The 18448-nt window shown below is 28.1% G+C and carries 17 protein-coding genes, 1 tRNA gene and 1 rRNA gene; 4 read left to right on the top strand and 15 right to left on the bottom strand.

From position 1 onward, the window contains the following. Window positions 1-113: 113 nt before the first annotated feature. Window positions 114-1250: a glycosyltransferase family 4 protein gene (locus LQE93_RS06645; RefSeq protein WP_231072720.1), complete on the top strand. Its 1137-nt coding sequence runs from the start codon at window positions 114-116 to the stop codon at window positions 1248-1250. A 176-nt stretch (window positions 1251-1426) separates the two neighbouring features. Here LQE93_RS06645 and LQE93_RS06640 read toward each other — a convergent pair whose 3' ends face one another. Together LQE93_RS06640 and LQE93_RS06635 are read right to left on the bottom strand one after the other, a co-directional pair. Then, window positions 1427-1939, bottom strand: a complete 513-nt coding sequence (locus LQE93_RS06640; protein WP_055265699.1) for a Gx transporter family protein — start codon at window positions 1937-1939, stop codon at window positions 1427-1429. A gap of 11 nt (window positions 1940-1950) precedes the next feature. Beyond that, the gene (locus tag LQE93_RS06635) at window positions 1951-2340 is read right to left on the bottom strand and encodes a NusG domain II-containing protein (protein ID WP_186838693.1); all 390 of its coding nucleotides are present in this window, start codon (window positions 2338-2340) and stop codon (window positions 1951-1953) included. A gap of 358 nt (window positions 2341-2698) precedes the next feature. On the opposite strand from LQE93_RS06635, the gene LQE93_RS06630 reads away from it, so the two are divergent. Further along, window positions 2699-3760, top strand: coding sequence for an FAD:protein FMN transferase (locus LQE93_RS06630; RefSeq protein WP_231072718.1), 1062 nt, complete (start codon window positions 2699-2701; stop codon window positions 3758-3760). An 83-nt stretch (window positions 3761-3843) separates the two neighbouring features. On the opposite strand, the gene LQE93_RS06625 is transcribed toward LQE93_RS06630, so the two are convergent. From LQE93_RS06625 to tsaD, 3 genes are all read right to left on the bottom strand, one after another. Further along, on the bottom strand, window positions 3844-5031 hold the full coding sequence (locus LQE93_RS06625) for a S1C family serine protease (protein ID WP_231072716.1): 1188 nt from the start codon (window positions 5029-5031) through the stop codon (window positions 3844-3846). A gap of 116 nt (window positions 5032-5147) precedes the next feature. Further along, on the bottom strand, window positions 5148-6146 hold the full coding sequence (locus tag LQE93_RS06620; protein ID WP_055265707.1) for an alpha/beta fold hydrolase: 999 nt from the start codon (window positions 6144-6146) through the stop codon (window positions 5148-5150). A gap of 31 nt (window positions 6147-6177) precedes the next feature. Beyond that, window positions 6178-7188 (bottom strand): tRNA (adenosine(37)-N6)-threonylcarbamoyltransferase complex transferase subunit TsaD, encoded by a 1011-nt coding sequence (tsaD, locus tag LQE93_RS06615; protein ID WP_055265709.1) that lies wholly within the window; start codon window positions 7186-7188, stop codon window positions 6178-6180. A gap of 211 nt (window positions 7189-7399) precedes the next feature. Between tsaD and LQE93_RS06610 the strand changes: the two genes are divergently transcribed. Both LQE93_RS06610 and LQE93_RS06605 read left to right on the top strand, forming a co-directional pair. Beyond that, window positions 7400-8017, top strand: coding sequence for a RusA family crossover junction endodeoxyribonuclease (locus tag LQE93_RS06610; RefSeq protein WP_055265711.1), 618 nt, complete (start codon window positions 7400-7402; stop codon window positions 8015-8017). Between the two features lie 11 nt (window positions 8018-8028). Further along, the gene (locus tag LQE93_RS06605; protein ID WP_186838698.1) at window positions 8029-8586 is read left to right on the top strand and encodes a GDSL-type esterase/lipase family protein; all 558 of its coding nucleotides are present in this window, start codon (window positions 8029-8031) and stop codon (window positions 8584-8586) included. A gap of 13 nt (window positions 8587-8599) precedes the next feature. Here LQE93_RS06605 and LQE93_RS06600 read toward each other — a convergent pair whose 3' ends face one another. The 10 genes from LQE93_RS06600 to LQE93_RS06555 all read right to left on the bottom strand — a co-directional run. Next, the gene (locus tag LQE93_RS06600) at window positions 8600-9535 is read right to left on the bottom strand and encodes an NAD(P)/FAD-dependent oxidoreductase (protein ID WP_231072714.1); all 936 of its coding nucleotides are present in this window, start codon (window positions 9533-9535) and stop codon (window positions 8600-8602) included. Between the two features lie 17 nt (window positions 9536-9552). Next, entirely contained in the window at window positions 9553-10440 is an 888-nt protein-coding gene (locus LQE93_RS06595; protein ID WP_231072713.1) for a diacylglycerol/lipid kinase family protein, read from the bottom strand. A gap of 117 nt (window positions 10441-10557) precedes the next feature. Next, a complete protein-coding gene (locus LQE93_RS06590) occupies window positions 10558-11901 on the bottom strand; it encodes a TldD/PmbA family protein (RefSeq protein ID WP_231072712.1) in 1344 nt (447 codons plus the stop codon). A gap of 11 nt (window positions 11902-11912) precedes the next feature. Next, the gene (locus tag LQE93_RS06585; protein ID WP_231072710.1) at window positions 11913-13292 is read right to left on the bottom strand and encodes a TldD/PmbA family protein; all 1380 of its coding nucleotides are present in this window, start codon (window positions 13290-13292) and stop codon (window positions 11913-11915) included. A 1-nt stretch (window position 13293) separates the two neighbouring features. After that, on the bottom strand, window positions 13294-14748 hold the full coding sequence (locus tag LQE93_RS06580; RefSeq protein ID WP_231072709.1) for a hypothetical protein: 1455 nt from the start codon (window positions 14746-14748) through the stop codon (window positions 13294-13296). Window position 14749: 1 nt separating this feature from the next. Further along, the gene (locus LQE93_RS06575; RefSeq protein ID WP_186838707.1) at window positions 14750-16144 is read right to left on the bottom strand and encodes an ATP-binding protein; all 1395 of its coding nucleotides are present in this window, start codon (window positions 16142-16144) and stop codon (window positions 14750-14752) included. Further along, window positions 16137-16829, bottom strand: a complete 693-nt coding sequence (locus LQE93_RS06570) for a response regulator transcription factor (protein WP_186838704.1) — start codon at window positions 16827-16829, stop codon at window positions 16137-16139. The genes LQE93_RS06575 and LQE93_RS06570 overlap by 8 nt, the downstream gene beginning before the upstream one ends. Window positions 16830-17015: 186 nt before the next feature. Next, window positions 17016-18047 (bottom strand): polysaccharide deacetylase family protein, encoded by a 1032-nt coding sequence (locus LQE93_RS06565; RefSeq protein WP_231072708.1) that lies wholly within the window; start codon window positions 18045-18047, stop codon window positions 17016-17018. Window positions 18048-18208: 161 nt separating this feature from the next. Next, window positions 18209-18283 (bottom strand) — tRNA-Asn (locus LQE93_RS06560). A gap of 52 nt (window positions 18284-18335) precedes the next feature. Next, window positions 18336-18448, bottom strand: a 23S ribosomal RNA gene (locus LQE93_RS06555); the annotation flags it as partial.

Genomic DNA, 18448 nt, shown 5'->3' with positions numbered 1-18448 from the left:
ATATTTTTCTTCTTATTTATTATATGAATACTATATTTTATTGTGTTTGCTATCACATAATTAAATCTCAAATAATATTATTAATATTATAAAGTTTTAAGGAGTGAAATTTAATGAATCTCTCCATAGATGGTCGAGGTATTACACTTTATAACGGTTCAGGAATTGGTACTTATATAGCAAATCTACTTAAAGAATTAATTACTATTGATAATAAAAATGAATATACTATATTTTGGGCTGGAGATAATTATGATGCATTTAAAAAAAGCAATACTAATATTGTTTTAACTTCAAAAAGACATGGTATGTTTTATGAAAATTTTTATTACCCTAATTACTTACAAAGTAATAATATAGATTTACATCATATACCTCAAAATGGAATTGGCTTATCAAAAGATTATCCTGTTCCTTGTGTTGTTACAATTCATGATTTAATTCCTTATACTCTGCCTGAAACCTGTGGTAAAGGATATTTAACAAGATTTTTAAAAGATATGCCATATATTATAGAAAATTCTAAAGGGATTCTTACAGTATCTGAATATTCTAAAAGGGATATACTTAAATTTTTCCCAAGCTTTCCTGAAGATAAAATTTTTGTAACACCTTTAGCTGCAAATTCATCCTTTTACCCTATGGAAAAAGATATCTGTAATAGTTTTTTAAAAGAAAAATATAATATAGATTTTCCTTTCATTTTATATATAGGTGGCTTTAGTTCAAGAAAAAATGTTAAAGAACTTATTCTCTCTTTTAATGATATTTATTCATCACTAAAAAAGAAATATAAATTAGTATTATGTGGTTCTATAAAAGATGAAGGTGAAAAATTAAAAGAATTCTGTAAAGGTCTCGGACTTGAAAATAACGTTATTTTTACTGGATTTGTTCCTGATGAAGATTTACCATTCTTTTATAATGGTTGTAGCTTATTTGTATATCCTTCACTTTATGAAGGTTTTGGTTTACCTCCGTTGGAGGCTATGAGCTGTAAAGCTCCTGTAATTACTTCAAATTTAACATCTATACCTGAGGTTACTAAGGATTGTGCTTTGTTAATAGATCCATTCAACAAAGATGAGTTATCTAACTCAATATTAAAAGTATTAAATTCTTCTTCTTTAAGTGAAGAACTTTCTGAAAAAGGATATAGTAATAGTAAAAATTTCACTTGGACTAAAACAGCTGAATTAACGTTACAAGCTTATGAATCAATCTATAAATCACTAAATAATAATATCTAAAAAAATAAAGTGCGAAGCACTTCTAGTTAACAGTTAAGAATCAAGCTTTAATAGTTAAGGATGAAACTACCACATAGTGTCTAAAAATATATCTTTAATAAATTTACACTATAATTTCAACCTATGACCATTAACTTTTCTATTTTAACTTTTAACTATAAAATGACTCGCACTTTTTATCTAAATACAGGTAATCTAGACAGATGCCTTACTAAATAATTAGCAGTAACCCCTATAAAGATTCCTGTCCCTATACCTACTATAGATAGTACCGGTAAATATAACATAACTGATATATTGTGAACTATTGATGAAGCAACTAATAATTGTCCTACATTATGAAATATAGCTCCAGTTGCACTTACTCCTACAATACTTACTTTTTCTTTAAAACTTTCCTTTACTAATACCATTGCAAAAAAACTTAAAACCCCACCTGCAGCACTATACATAAATGATGATAGGTTTCCACCAAACATTGTAGATAATGTAAGTTTTAAAAACACTACAAGAAATGCATCTCTTTTATTTTCTAAAGTATATAAAGCTACTACTGTTATTAAATTTGATAACCCAAGCTTTGCACCTGGAGTTACAAAAGGAACTGGTATCATTCTCTCAAATATATGTAAAACTAATGCTTGCGCTACCAGTAATCCAATATACACCATTTTACTTGTCTTTCGCATAAACTTCACCCCTAATGAGATAATATAATATCTTCATCTTCATCATTTTTTTTACCTTTAACTTCTATCATAAACTTGTGTGGTAAACAAACTAAAGTCTCTCCAGGTTTACTTATATATTCTGGATTCATACAAACCTTATCAGAACAATCTGCATCAATTATTCCTATCTTGTCTCCATTTATAATTATTGTATTATGACCTTTGTCACTTTTAAAATCAATAATTTCTTCTCCTGTATGGTTAGTTAATGGAATTGTCTTTTCAATCTTCCCATTAATACTAATTTCAGCATAAGTCTGATCAAAATCTCTTCCTACTACAAATCCAAAAATAACTTCTGGTAAAAAAGAAAAAATCATTAAAATTGCAATAATGATAAAATCCCATCTTTTAAACATAAAAATTCCTCTTCTCTATTATTTATCAAAATTGATAATATTTTATCTAAAGGTTAATATTTATATAATTCTAATTTCTTTACTTTTTAATTATAATTATTTTTTAATCTATTAAAATTAAAAATAACTACTAGATTATTCTATAAGTTATTTGTTAAAATGTCTACACATTCAAACAATTCTTTATCTATTTATACTAATAATCTATCATAATAATTTTTACATAATCTATTTATATTGTTAATGTTTTCTTTATATTTTATAATTAGTTAGTAAACAATAAAAATAAAGTGCGAAGCATTTTGGTGAAAGGTTTGACTTCGTCGTACACATTTCTATTCAAAGGAGGAAATTACATATGTTTAAATTCAAAAAGTATTCAAAATCACTTTTATGTTTGTCCTTAGTATTTATGCTTGTTGGTTGTGGTCAAAATACTAAAAAAAATGAACAAACTACTCAGCAAGAACCTATAAAGCGTACTGAAATGCTAATGGGTACAGTTATCAGTGTTACTTTATATGACTCTACTGATGAAACAATCCTTGATAAGGTTTTTGATAAAGTTAAAAATTTAGAAGAAACATTAAGTATAAATGAAGCAGGTACAGAAGTAGATAAAATAAATGAAAATGCAGGTATTGAACCAGTTAAAGTATCTGATGATACAATGGAAGTAGTTAAAGAAGGGCTTTACTATTCAGATCTTTCTCATGGTAAGTTTGACATAACAATAGGTCCATTAGTTAAGCTTTGGAATATACCAGATCGTCCTACAGAAGATATTCCAACCCAGGATGAGATAGATGCAGTTCTTCCATTAACTAATTATAAAGACGTTATTGTAGATGAAAACAACAAAACTGTATTTTTAACTAGACCTGGTATGATGCTTGATTTAGGTGGTATAGCAAAAGGATATACTGCAGATGTTATTTCTAAGATGTTAACTAATGAAGGAGTTAAAAGTGCAATTATAGATCTTGGTGGTAATATATTTGCACATGGTGAAAAAGTTTCAGGTGATGCTTGGAAAATAGGTATTCAAAATCCTTTTTCAACTAGAGGTGAAATAGTAGGTGCTATTTCTACAAAAAATAAATCTATAGTTACTTCAGGTGTATATGAGAGATATATCGAAGTTAACGGAGTTAAATATCATCATATATTAAACCCAGAAACAGGTTATCCATATGAGAATAATATTGCTGGTATAACTATTATAAGCGATAAATCAACTACAGGTGATGCATTATCTACATCTGTATTTGCCCTTGGCGTTGATGAAGGTATAAAATTTGTAGAAGGATTAGATGGTGTAGATGCAATATTTGTTACTAAAGATAATGGAATATATCTTACATCAGGAATTAAAGATAATTTTGAGTTAAGAGATGACAACTTTAAAGTTATGAACTAAAAAAATATATATTAAAGAGCTAGCATTCGCTAGCTCTTTTCAGTAATCTCAATTATTAATTGTTACTTATTTGATTAAATAAATTACTCTGATGTTAAAGTTACGTTTAATGTTTTAGTTTTTCCATCTCTTATAACTTCTAACGTAATAGTGTCTCCATCATTTTTTGAGTTCTTAATTTCTTTTAATTCATCAAAAGTTTTAACTCTTTGACCATCTACTTTAACAATTAAGTCTCCCGGCTTTACTCCTGCTTTTTCTGCTGGAGAGAATTCATTTACTTCAACAACATATAAACCTTGTTCCATACTTAATTTATTTGCTAATGTTTCGTCTACTGTTCTAATTGATATTCCAAGATTTAATATTGGTTTTGATAAAGATTCTATTTTATCACTTATATCGTTTATAGGAATTGCAAAACCTATACCTTCAGTATCAGTACCAGTAGCCTTCATTGTATTAATTCCTACTACCTGACCTCTAGTATTTACTAATGGTCCACCACTATTTCCTGGATTTATAGATGCATCTGTTTGAATAAGATTTTGCATAACTCCTGACTCAGTCTCAACATTTCTATTCAATGCACTAACTATACCATTTGTAACGGTTTGTGATAAATTAGTTGATAAAGGTGTTCCTATAGCAATTACTGATTCACCTTGTCTTAATTGATCTGAATCTCCTAATTCAACTACTGCTGGAATTTTAACATCACTATCTGTTATCTTTAACATTGCTACATCTTGGTTTTCATCATAATTAACAACCTTTGCTGCTACAGTTGTGTTATCACTTAAAGTAACTGATATTTCTGAAGCACCTTCAATAACATGATAATTAGTTAATATATATCCATCTTCATTTATAATAAAACCTGAACCTACACCTTCATATTGTTGTTGGAAGAAACCATTTGATGTAACTCCCTTAGTTGATACAGTTACTACTGCTGGTGCAACTTTCTCAAAAGCTTCTGTTATAGATAATGTACTATCATTTTTAAAACTAACATCTGCAGTGTTTACATTGCTTACAGTATTTTGTTGAGTTGTATCTACTTCGTTATTCATCATAACATATGTTAATCCACTACCTGCAACACCACCTAGTAATGAACAAGAAACTACTAGAGCAATTATTTTTCCCATTCCGCCACCTTTTTTTCTTGGCTTTCTAATTCTTTCGCTATTATAGCTATTATTTTCATTTTTCTGATTCAAATTCTCTTCTTTATAAACTGCATCATAAATATTTTCGTTGTCCATAATGTACACTCCTCTTACTTTTTTCTATATTTATAATATAAACCTATAATGTGTCAAATATATGACAAAATTAAAATAATAAAAAAAATGAGCTAATAAAGCCCATCTTTTTATTTCTACCTTTGTTTACTTTGTAATTCTTTAACTATATATCTAATTCCATTTACAACACTTTCTGTGCTATTTAAACCTGAAAAAGTTGTTTCTGATTCTGTTTTATAAATTTTAGTTAATGATTCATCTCCTAAATCTTTAAACTTCTCTCCATCAGAATTAGTCATTAAGTAATATGGTATTCCGGAAAATACTCCTGGATTTTGGCTACTACTTAATCCTTTAGATAAGTTGTTCATTTCATTATATACAGCAGTTGTATATTTTGTTTTAGTTCTTTGTGCTTTAAACTCCTCTAACTGATCTCCTGAAATAGAATTTTCAAAATCATCTAAACTAACATCTAAATTTAACTTATCTAACAATTCTGTCAAACCAAAATTTGATCCTATTTTCTCAATATTTCTTCTTATTTTAGTAATTAATTGTTTCTTATTATAATCCTTTGATCCTATATATGATTCATCTAATGGATTTATCAACATTACACCAGCAACACTATCTTTAAATTGTTCTGCAAAGCTTGTTAACACTAATGATCCATATCCCTCTCCTACTAATATATACGGTTCTGGAGCTCCAGCCTTTCTAAGTAATATTTTTAGATCTTGTGCTTGCTCTTCTGGGGTTCTTTCTGGTCCTGAATCACTATATCCATAACCTCTTCTATTATAAACAAATGTACTTACATTATCGTCACTTAATTCATCAACAACAGGTGTCCACTGTTCTAAGTTTCCTCCTATTCCTCCATCAAAAACTACAGTATAGTTCCCTTCTCCTTCTAACCTATAGTCCATTCTTCTATCATCTACTGTAGTATAATCAACTCTTTGTCTTAAAGTTTCCTTAGTAATAAAATTGCTTATTTTTTGATAAACAAACCCTATTACAAATATTATACTAAGTATTATTAAAATTAGCTTTGCAATCTCTTTAGGCGTTCGATTTTTTTTCATGCTAACTTTTCTTAAACCATTTGAATATGGCAATAGCTTCATTTCCCATCCCCCCTTATTTTCTTTTGTATAATTATAACTTTAAGTTTGGCTTAGCATTTAAACTTAAGTTATTTTCCTTCCCATTTATAAAGTTATAATATGCAGCACTACCAATCATAGCAGCATTGTCTGTACAAAGAATCATATCTGGGAATAATACATCTATTCCTTTCTTTCCTGCAACTTTTATTAAATTCTCTCTTAAGGTTGAATTAGATGCTACGCCCCCAGCTATAGCTATCTTATTCACTTTTCTTCTTTTACAAGTTAATAATACATTTTCAGTTAATACATCAACTACAGCTTTTTGGAAAGAAGCCGCAACATCTGCTGCATTAACTTCAATGTTTTGCATTTTACACTTATTCAAATAATTTAATACTGCAGATTTTACTCCACTAAATGAGAAGTCTAATGTGTCTTCTTGGAATTTAGCTTTTGGAAACTCAATAGCATTTGGATTACCTTCCTTAGATAATTTATCTATCTTAGGACCTCCTGGATACCCAAGCCCTAAAGCTCTAGCTACTTTATCATAAGCTTCACCAGCAGCATCATCTCTTGTTTGACCTATTACTTCATATTGTCCATAGTCTTTTACGTGAACTATAAACGTATGTCCACCAGATACTACTAATGATACAAATGGTGGCTTTAAGTCCTTATGCTGTATATAATTAGCACATATATGTCCTTCTATGTGATTTACTCCTATTAAAGGTTTTTTAGTTGCAAAAGCTAATCCTTTCGCATATTGTAAGCCTACTAAAAGTGCTCCAACAAGTCCAGGTCCATATGTAACTCCTATAGCATCAATTTGATCTAGAGTTACATTTGCTTTTTGAAGTGCTTCTTCTACTACTCCGCTTATTACTTCAATATGCATTCTTGATGCAACTTCTGGTACAACTCCACCAAATTTTTTATGTGTATCTATTTGAGATGCTATTACATTTGATAAAACTTCCCTACCGTCTACTACTACTGCCGCAGAAGTTTCATCACAACTTGACTCTATAGATAAAATATATTTTTTTTCCATATATATACCTCTTCTTTTCTTGTTTTTACAATACTTGTATTATATATCATCAATTATTTATATTCAAACTATTACTTGTTAATTTATTCTTTCTACTGTATATTTTAGTATAGATTTAGAACTACATCTAACTATTACGAATATTATATACTTATTAAACAAATTATTCATCATTTTTTGTTTCATTTTTTGGATTTTTAAGGAGATTTATATGAATACTTATGCTAAAGTTATTGTCCCAGGGTCACCAATTTCAAAGTCAAATTTCAAATTACATAATAAAGATGGTAGAGCAATTCTTCCTTACAATACAGGTAAGGCACATGATAAATATGCATTATATGAAGAAGAAATAGCTTACTATGCCAGAAGTCAAAATCCAACTATAGTTTTTGAGGAATCATTAATTGCAATTTTAAAAGTTTATTATAAAAGCGAAAAACGTCATCCAGATACAGCTAATATTACAAAAAGTATCTTTGACGGAATAGAAAAGAGCGGCTTAATAGTAAATGATGCTCAAATAAGAAGAATAATTGTAGAGGAATTTTATGATAAAGAAAATCCTAGGTTTGAACTTGAACTTTTTGCAGAAAGTAAATTCTCATTATCTTATTCACTAATAGAAAATGTTGATAGAAAAGATAAGCTCTTATATTCTTCACTAAAAAAATCTACTAAAGCTCCTATTAAGAAAAAAGAAGAAAAACTTAAATCTTCAAATAGCGTTTGTTCTGTTTGTAACAAGACAGTAGATCTTAATTCATGCGTAAAAGCTGATGGTGGAAAAACTATTATATGTAGAACTTGTTTTACAAAGTTATTTTAAGGAGATATAAAATGAAAGATAATTTCGTTTTTTTAGGAGATAGCCTAACCTTTGGTTATGGAGTAAATAAAAAAGAGTGCTGGGTTGAATTAATTGCTAGTACTTCTGAATTTAATATAATAAATAAAGGTATTAATGGTAGCACTACTATAGATATGCTTGTAAGATTTGATAAAGATGTAATATCCCTTACCCCTAGAAAGGTATTTATTATGGGTGGTACAAATGATTTATTATGTAATAGAAGCATATTATCTATAAAGTCAAATATCGAATTAATGATTAAAGATTTAAAATTAATTAATTCTGACATAATTATAGGAATACCTCCAGATATAATTATTGAAGATGCTTATAATTTATTTATGGAATCACCTACATATGATTATTGTAAAGCCTCACTCCCAATATTAAGAGAAAATATCATTTCTCTTTGTAATAATTATAGTTGTAAATATGTTGATTTTTATTCTTTAACAAAAAACAATATAAAAAGTAATATTTATCTCGATGGAATACACTTAAATCCTAAAGGACATCAACTTATGTTAAAGGAGTTCTTGAAATAAAGTGCGAAGCACTTTATTTCATTTGTGATGCTACTATTTTTCCAACTTTATATCCATCTTCTCCACTATTGAACAATCCATTACGACCATTTATAATTGTTCCACAACAATATATATCATCTATAGATGTTTTATAATTTTCTATCTCTAAAGAGTCTTCATTTATCTTAATATTACTATTTTTTAAATAATCAATTTCTGGATAATATCCAATAGCAAGAACTAAAGAATCACACTCTATAATTTTAGATTCCTCTTTTCCACTATAATTTTCTATTCTAGCCCACTCTATTCTTTCACTTCCACCAACTTCGACAACTTCACTATTACATATAACAGGTACATCAAATTCATCTATTATATTAGCTAAATCTTCATTTACGCTTTCTCTTGACGTTATTATACCTTTTACTTTAGCTCCTTCAATAACAAGTCTTCTCGCTAATATATATGTCCACATTGTATTACCTGATAATATTACTTCTCTTCCTGGTAATAAACCTTGAAAATTTACTAATCTATGAGCTGCAGCCGTTGAGAATATTCCTGTATATTTATGTATTGGCACTATTATGTTACCTGTGTATTTCTCTCTACATCCAGAAGCTAATATTATTTTATTGGCTATTATCTCTGCTTCCCCTTCATAAGGATTAACATACTTAATCTTTTTATCATCAGTTATCTCTAAAACTCTTGTATTATTTTTAAACTGTCCATTCAAGCTAATATATGTTGTAATTAATATACTAGCAAATTCCGGACCTGGAACCTTTTCTCCTAAATGAAATTCTCCAAAATCATTATTTATAAATAAGTTTAGGTTTCCACCTAAATCCTCTTCTTGCTCTATTATTAAAACATTTTCTATATTTTCTTCTAATGCTGCTATTCCAGCTAAAAGTCCTGATGCTCCAGCCCCTATAATTACTAAATTATATTCCTTCATTATTATCCCTCCATACCTTAATTCTTAGGTACAATAAGCTTTATCCCTTTTGGTATTATTTCAAAATTAAATTCATTAGACTTTATTATTTCTCCATCTATATTACTTATTATTTCTTTTTCAGAAATTATTTTTAGAGTTTTACATTTATTATAATAAGTATCTTTAAATTTTCTAATATCTTTTTTAGTTAAAAAAGCTACTAGATATCTTAGAATTTTATATGGATTAGATTTTTTTATCCCATAAAAATCTAAACTTCCATCTGACAATTCAGCATCTGGAGCTAAAACTATTCCTCCACCATAATATCTACCATTAGCTAATGCAACTAAAAACATTTCATCAGTATTTTCTACACCATCTATTATAAACTTTATTTTTTCAGATTTAAACTTAAATAATGATACTAATGCTCCTAATATATAAGCTAATGACCCCGATATAATATGTTTATTTTTAAATATCTTTGCATTCAAATTAACATCTGCTGGAAAACCAATTGCAGATATATTTATAAAATACCTATCGTTTATACATCCAACATCTACTTCTTTACTTTCACCCTCTATAGTATCTTTTATGATATTGCTTAAATCACTATCATCTAAATAACTTCTTACAAAATCATTTCCTGATCCAGCTGGTATTATTCCTAAAGATGCATTTTTTCCTATTAATCCGTTTATAACTTCATTTAGAGTTCCATCTCCTCCTACAGAATAGACCTTACATTCTTCACTATAATCATAATTTTTGACGACATCTGTAGCTTCTTCCGGTCTTTCAGTAGTTATAATTTCATAGTAGTCATCTTTATCTTCAAAATATTTTTCTATTATTTCTTTACACCTAATTGCATTTCCCTTACCTGCAATAGGATTAATAATAAATAAATGCTTCATACTATAATACCTCAATAAAAAATTTATAGCTATTTATAAATATGTATTTAATTTATAAATAGCTATATGACAGATCCTTAATTTAATTTTATATTATTTTACATATATTGTAAATAATTATTCTCCTGCTACTGAAAGGCCATTTACTTTAATAGACGGACTTCCTACACTACTCATAGGGAATAATAAGTCATTTCCTATTTCTTCAATATTTTTTAACATATCAAAGAAGTTACCTGCTATAGTTATTTGTTCAACTGGAAATGTTTTTTTGCCATTCTCTATATAGAATCCTTTTGCTGCTAAAGAGAAATCTCCAGTTATTGAATTAGCACCTGAGTGTAATCCTGCAAAATCACAAATTATTAACCCTTTATCTATTGATGATATTATTCCGTCAAAATCCTTATCTCCTGGTTCAATATAAAAATTAGTTGGAGAAACTGATATAGGTGAAGCATAAGATCCTTTAAATCCATTACCAGTTGACTTAACTCCTGCTTTATTAGCTGTTTTTAAATTATGAAGTAAAGTTTCTAGTTTACCATTCTTTATTAAATATGTTTTCTTAGTTGCTACTCCTTCATCATCAAATCCTACAGTTGCTAATCCATCTTGTAAATGTGGATCATCTACTAAAGATACATTTGAACTTGCAATAACTTCTCCTTCTCTATCTTTTAATAAACTTAATCCTTTTTGAGCTGCATCTGCGCTAAATACTCCTGCAAAAGTTGAAAGTAAAGATACCATTGCTTCATTTTTTATTACTATTGGATAACTACCTGACTCAATGCTCTTTCCATTTACTTTAGATAAAGCCTCTTCTATTCCTTGTTTTGCTATCTTCTTAACATCAACTTCATCTAAAGATTTTGCTACTACATATCCAAAACCATCATACATTTTATCATCAATAGTAAGTATAGGTACAACATACGCAGTTAATATATTAGATTTATTTTTTAAATTTAATCCTTTTGTATTAATTATTCCATATTTTCCAGAACTATAACTAACTGAACATCCACTAAAGCTAGTTACTTTATCTGAAAGCTCCTTAGCTTCTCTCTCCATTCCTAGTGCTATATTTATAAGCTTATCAGCTTCTATATTTTCTAATGCAGGATAATAAGTGCTAACATCCTTATATTCCTTATCTCCTTCATATATAAACTGAATATCGTCACTCTCTACAGCTAACGCACTTTCTTTTGCACTTCTTACAAGCATATCTATAGCTTCTTTATCTAATATCTCAGTATATGAATATCCTATTTTATCATTTATCTTTCCTCTAAATGATAGTCCATAGGAGTTATTTAAATTATATTTTTCAACTTCACCTTTATATACTCCTATACTAAGACTTTCCCTATCAACATAATATACTTCACACTCAGCAAATCCAACTTCTTTTGCTTTATCAAATAATTCATTAACAAATTGATTTAATTTCATAAATATCCCCCCTATCTTCCACCTACAGTTATTTCACTTACTCTTATCATTGGTTGCCCAACATTTGTAGGTATGCTTCCTGATGATGAACCACACATTCCTTGACCTTGTGTCATATTATTTCCTACCATATCTATATTCATAAGTATTTCGCTACCTTTTCCTATTAAGCTAGCTCCTCTTACTGGTTCTTGTATTTCACCATTTTTAACTATATATCCTTCAGATACTGCGAAGTTAAATTCTCCTGTTACTGGATTTACAGAACCTCCACCCATCTTCTTAGCATATAATCCATCTTTAATTGATTTTATTATTTCTTCTGGTGAATCCTCACCGTTATCTATATAAGTATTAGTCATTCTTGAAGTTGGAGCAAATTTATAACTTTGTCTTCTTCCACTTCCTGTTGGAGCCATCCCCATTCTTCTACCATTTAATCTATCTATCATATAAGATTTTAAAATACCATTTTCAATAAGAACATTCTTTTGAGTTTTATTACCTTCATCATCAATGTTTAATGAACCCCATGCATTAGGAATTGTACCATCATCAATAGCTGTGACCTTTGTTGAAGCTATTTGCTCACCAAGCTTTCCAGTAAATACAGAATTTCCTTTTGCTACAGCAGTTGCTTCCAATGAGTGTCCACAAGCTTCGTGGAATATAACTCCACCAAATCCGTTATCTATAGCTACCGTCATTTTACCTGCTGGACAATTTTTAGCATGAAGCATTGTATATGCTATTCTTGAAGCTTCTTTTCCATAATACTCTGGATTTATATGATTAAAAAGTTCAAATCCCATATGAGCTCCTGGTCCTTCAAATCCAGTTTGATTTTCTCCATTAAGAGATGCTACTGAATTAATCGCAAGTCTTGTTCTAACTCTCTTATCCTCTACATATAACCCTTCAGTGTTTGCGATTAAAACATTCTGCTCTTTATCTATATAATTTACCCCAACTTGTGATATTTCGCTGCTATAATCTTTGGCTGCATTATAAGCTATCTTCATAACACCAATCTTTTTATTTATATCAATGCTAGATGGCATGTGTATAATTGGATGTGAATCTTTGATAGTTGTACAGTCTAATACTATATTTTTTTCTTCCTTGGCTTCTCCAAGAGCTAATGCTGCTTTATAAGCAACATTAAGTAATGATGATAAACTATTGTTATTTGTATAAGCATATACGCTTTTTAACCCTTTAAATATCCTTATTCCTATTCCATAGCTTCTTCCACCAACAGAATTTTCAACTTTTCCATTAAGAATTCCTATAGTATTATTTATAGTATCCTCTTCAAATATTTCTGCAAAATCTCCTCCTGTAATTAAACACCTTCCTAAAACTCTTTGTGCTACTTCTCTTGATAACATTCTATTCCTCCTCTATATATATCTCGCTTCCATCATTAAAAGCTTTTTGCCATTCATCTACATATCCACTAGTGCACCATTCTGCCATTATTATTTCTTCATTTTCCTTCATTGGTATATTTATTAATGGTGAACCTTGCAAGTGCCCATCTTCTATTCTATATACAGTTAAATAATTTTTATATTTAACTATTGCTATTTCTCCATTAGGTGAAGTATATGCATCTGATAAAAAAGGTACTTCTCCTTTTAATATTTTCCATGGTACTAATAAAGAGTTAAAATTAATTAACTTTGTATTTGGAGCTATAGAAGTACTAAAATCTTTACCATCTTCATTTTCTTTGACCGATGTTATTTTACCTTTTAATATCCATTTACCATCATGTCTATCCATAGTTATATTAGTATAATCTACTGTATTTTTATAATCTTCTTTATCTTCATCTGTTATATTTTCATAAGCCTTTTTAAAGTCAGCATCATATAACTCTTTAATATCTTTATTAAAAAGCTGTTCTATAGTTAATCCATCATTAGAGTTAATATTATCTACAGGTATTATTTTATAATCATGGTATTCATTTATAAAATTATCTCCTCTATAACTTTCTAACGCTATATAATCATTTCCTATAAAATTAATACTTTTATAAGTACTTACCTCTTTATTATATTCACTGTTACTAACTATTTTTCCTTCTAAGGTACTTACCTCAAAGTAATCAAAATGTTTATTGTCTATCTCATCATATTTAAATTTTATAGACCAAATACCATTTATTCTCGGAAATATAATATTCTCTTTTTCATATATAGCATTTATATAGTCATTCTTATAACTTATCCAAATAGTTCTATATTCATCTTGAGTATAGCTACCATCTTCATTTAACATTCTTGGTTTTTTTAGTCCAATCATAACACCAACATCACTATTATTACTATCATCTATAGAATTATCATTGATTATATTTCCATTATTAACAGTAAAATTTGTATCACTACTAATCTTTTTTAAATATATTAAGTCTGACCTATATATCATAACTATATTATCATCATCTAAAATTATAAATTCACATAAAGTTATATTATTATCTATAGCCGAAATAATATCTACTCTATCTTTTGATTCCATAAATCTTTCTGCAGTAATATTGTTTTCATATGATATTACATAGCTCTTATCTACAACCTTTAGCTTATATCTAACGTTTGCAACTAAAGAATTAAATATTTTTATAGAATCTTTTTTTATTTGAACTTCTTTTCCTGTTAAATCTTCCGCTTCATTATATTCATCTTCTGATATACTAGAATAACTTTCTACTATCCATGTTCCACTATACTTAAACGTATTATCTACTAGTATATCATCTAAATTATTTGACTTTGAACATCCTATAAATATTATATTAAGGATAAGAACTACTACAAACAACTTATATCTCATACTACTTTTCCTCCTTAATATTCGGAATAGTAATTTTAACTGATGTTCCTTTTCCAAGTTCACTTTCTATATTGAAAGTTCCCTTATGAAGTTTTATTATTTCATCACATATGGATAATCCAATTCCATTCTGTGAATTGCTATTTTTACCTTTATAAAATTTTTCTTTTACTTTAGGCAGTTCTTCCTCACTTATTCCTACTCCACTATCTATAATAGTAAATTTTATATCACTTTCATTTTGGTCTACAAATAAACTTACCTTTCTTTCTTTATCAGTAAATTTAAATGCATTATCTAATATATTTATTAAAACTTGTTTCATTTTATTGTAATCAAAAAATCCTTTAGATACATTATTACTAATATCTACATTAAACACTATATCTTCGTTTACTGCCCTAGGTTTCATATAATTTTCAATATGAGTTACAAAGCTTCTTATATCAACATTTCTTTTATTAAGATGAACTATCCCACTTACTAGCTTAGAAAAATCTAATAGCTCTTCAACCATAAGCGTAAGCCTATCAGTTTCTTTTTCAATTATATCAAATCCCATTTTTAATGTTTCTTTATCTGTCTCATCATCATTTAAAGTAATAACCCAACCTTTAATTGCAGTTAGTGGAGTTCTTAATTCATGAGAAACTGAAGATATAAATTCATTTTTTAATTTTTCTCTCTTTTCTATCTCTGATGCCATGTAATTTAATGTATTAGATAATTGAGTTATTTCTTCATTGTTATATACTGAACTCTTAATCTTTAAATCTCCACTTGCCATCTTTTTAGCAACTTTAGTTATTGATTTAATAGGATCTACTATTGATTTTGCCATTAATATACTCAATATCAATCCTATTAATATAACTATTGAAGATATTATTAAAAACAATATTATAAAAGCATTTATTGTATTATCTATATCTTCTAACGAAGATATAACTCTTATTATTCCATTTAATTCACCATTTATTATTATAGGATGAGATACAATCATTATATTTCCATGATAATAATCACTTTTACCAACCCATCTAGCAGTTTCTCCATTAATAGCCTTTCCTATGTCAGGAGTTTGTAGTAACTTATCATCTCTTATTCCTATAGAATCCATAAGTAGTTTTCCGTTTGGATCTAATATTTCTACTTGTGCATTTATATTATTCCAAAAAGAATCTATATTGTCATAGATATTTTGTATTAATGTCTGACTTGAAAAATACTTATCATAAAAATTTATTGATGATTCAATCTGATTTGTTAAAAAGTCTTGTCTATTTTTATAGTAGTATTCCTTAAAGAAAACTATCATAAATATATCTAATATTATTACAGTAGATACAATTACTATTAGAAAGTTCTTTATTAATTTACTCCTTACACTATTCATCTTCTTTACCATTCCATCTATACCCTGTTCCCCATATAGTTTCTATATATTTTGGTGCAGATGAATCATTCTCAATTTTAGCTCTTAACCTTCTTATATTAACATCTATTATCTTTAAATCTCCAAAATAATTTTTTCCCCATAATATATTTAGTAGCTCATCTCTAGTAAATGCCTTTTTAGGATTTTCTAAAAATAACTTCATAAGTAAATATTCCTTTGGTGTTAAGTCTAACTCTACATCATTCTTACTAACTTTCTGTGAATATAAATCTATTTTAAATGGCCCATTTTCAAGTATTTCGTTTCCTTTCTCTTCCTTACCTATGCGTCTTAATATAGCCTTTATCCTTAATATAACTTCCATAGGATTAAATGGCTTTACAATATAATCATCTGCTCCATATTCTAATCCTATTATTTTATCCATATCCTGTCCTTTTGCTGTAAGCATAATTATTCCTATATCACTTATTTTTTCTCTTAGTATCTTACATACTTCAAATCCATCTATACCTGGTAGCATAACATCTAATATAACAATCTTTGGTCTTTCAAGTAATGCTATTTGTATACCTTCTTCCCCATTATCACATTCCAACACATCAAAATTATTTCTTTTTAAATTTATTTTTAAAAAACCTCTTATACTAGCTTCATCTTCTATTAATAATATCTTCTCCACTTTTCTACCTCCATTTTATATAATTATATAACATGTTTTCTATTTTTTACTACAATATGAATTTGAAAATATAGTATATCTATTTAAATGTAACTTATATAAATATTCACTTTTTCTTTATTATGCTTATACTTTATATAAAAAATGCCGAATAAATAGTTTATACTATTTATCCGACATTTAAGTTTATTTTAATGTTTTGAATTCATATCCTTGACTTTTTAAGTAATCTATAGCCTTCCCTAAATATTGTGCAGTACTTTCTTTTGCATCTGTATCATGCATTAAAATTACTATAACATCGTTATTTCCCTCTAGGTCTGTTACAGTCTCTTGTAATCTAGCTAGTAATTGATCTGGACTTAATCCTTGCCCCTCTGCATCTCCATTAAGAGTATTCCAATCAATATATGAATATCCATCTTGTTCTAAAACACTATCTATAGTTGATGTATCCCAAGAACCATGTCCACCTGGAAATCTTATAACCTTTGTACTAAAATTCTCTCCTAGTACTTTTTTCATTGCATCTTCTGACTTTTTCATATCATCCATAAATACATCGGCATTAACTACTCCACCTGGATACAATACATCATATCTATGACAATATCCATGATTTCCAATGGCATGCCCTTCTTTAACTATTCTTTTTAAGGCTCTTTTAGCATAGTCATTTTTATCAACCATACTTCCTAATATAAAAAATGTAGCTTTTACATCTTTTTCTTTTAAAACATCTAATATTTCATCTGTAACATATTCTGATGGCCCATCATCAAATGTTAAATATGCAATTTTCTTGTTATCTTCTCTTTGATAATTCCAATAAGTTAATCTATTTTGGACTTCTCTAGCATCTGTAGCATTTATATCTTCTTGTAATGGCAAGTACACCATTTCATCAGAATCTACTTTTTTATTGTTTGATTCATTATCATTAATATTTTCTTCTTTTAACTGATTTTGTTCTTCATTGGTTTCTTTGTTATCACTAATTATATTAATATTATCTTTAATATCTATGTTATTTTCTTTATTTGTACCTAATGACATAGTATTAAGTGATTTTAAAGCTACTGTACTTATAACAACTGCAATAAATATTATTATTGTTGCTCTTATTAATTTATTTAACTTCATCTTATTCTTTTTTAATCTATTTGAACGTTTATAATTCCTACCTTTTTTAACCGTATTGGCTCTTTTACTTTTCATCTGTTAAACTCCCCTTAATCACTTTAATTATTCCCTTGATTAAATTATATTATTAAAATATAATTAATTCTTTACAAAATAATTAATTATGGTTACAAAAGAGTTACAAAAATTATTAAAAGTAAAAAAATAAACAGAAACATAAATGTTTCTGTTTATTATGGCTCCGCGAAGAGGGCTCGAACCTCCAACCTATCGGTTAACAGCCGAGTGCTCCACCATTGAGCTATCGCGGATTATTAATCAGAGTTTGTTCTCTGAAAATTGCACATGAATTTTATATTTTTATTGGTCAAGCCCTCGACCTATTAGTATCAGTCAGCTAAATACGTTACCGCACTTACACCTCTGACCTATCAACCTTGTGTTCTTCAAGGGGTCTTACTAGCTTATGCTATGGG

The organism is Clostridium sp. NSJ-145, from assembly GCF_021044725.1.
GTDB lineage: Bacteria > Bacillota > Clostridia > Clostridiales > Clostridiaceae > Clostridium > Clostridium disporicum_B.
The sequence above is the reverse complement of the archived record's forward strand: the minus strand, read 5'-3'. Positions and strand labels throughout refer to the sequence as shown.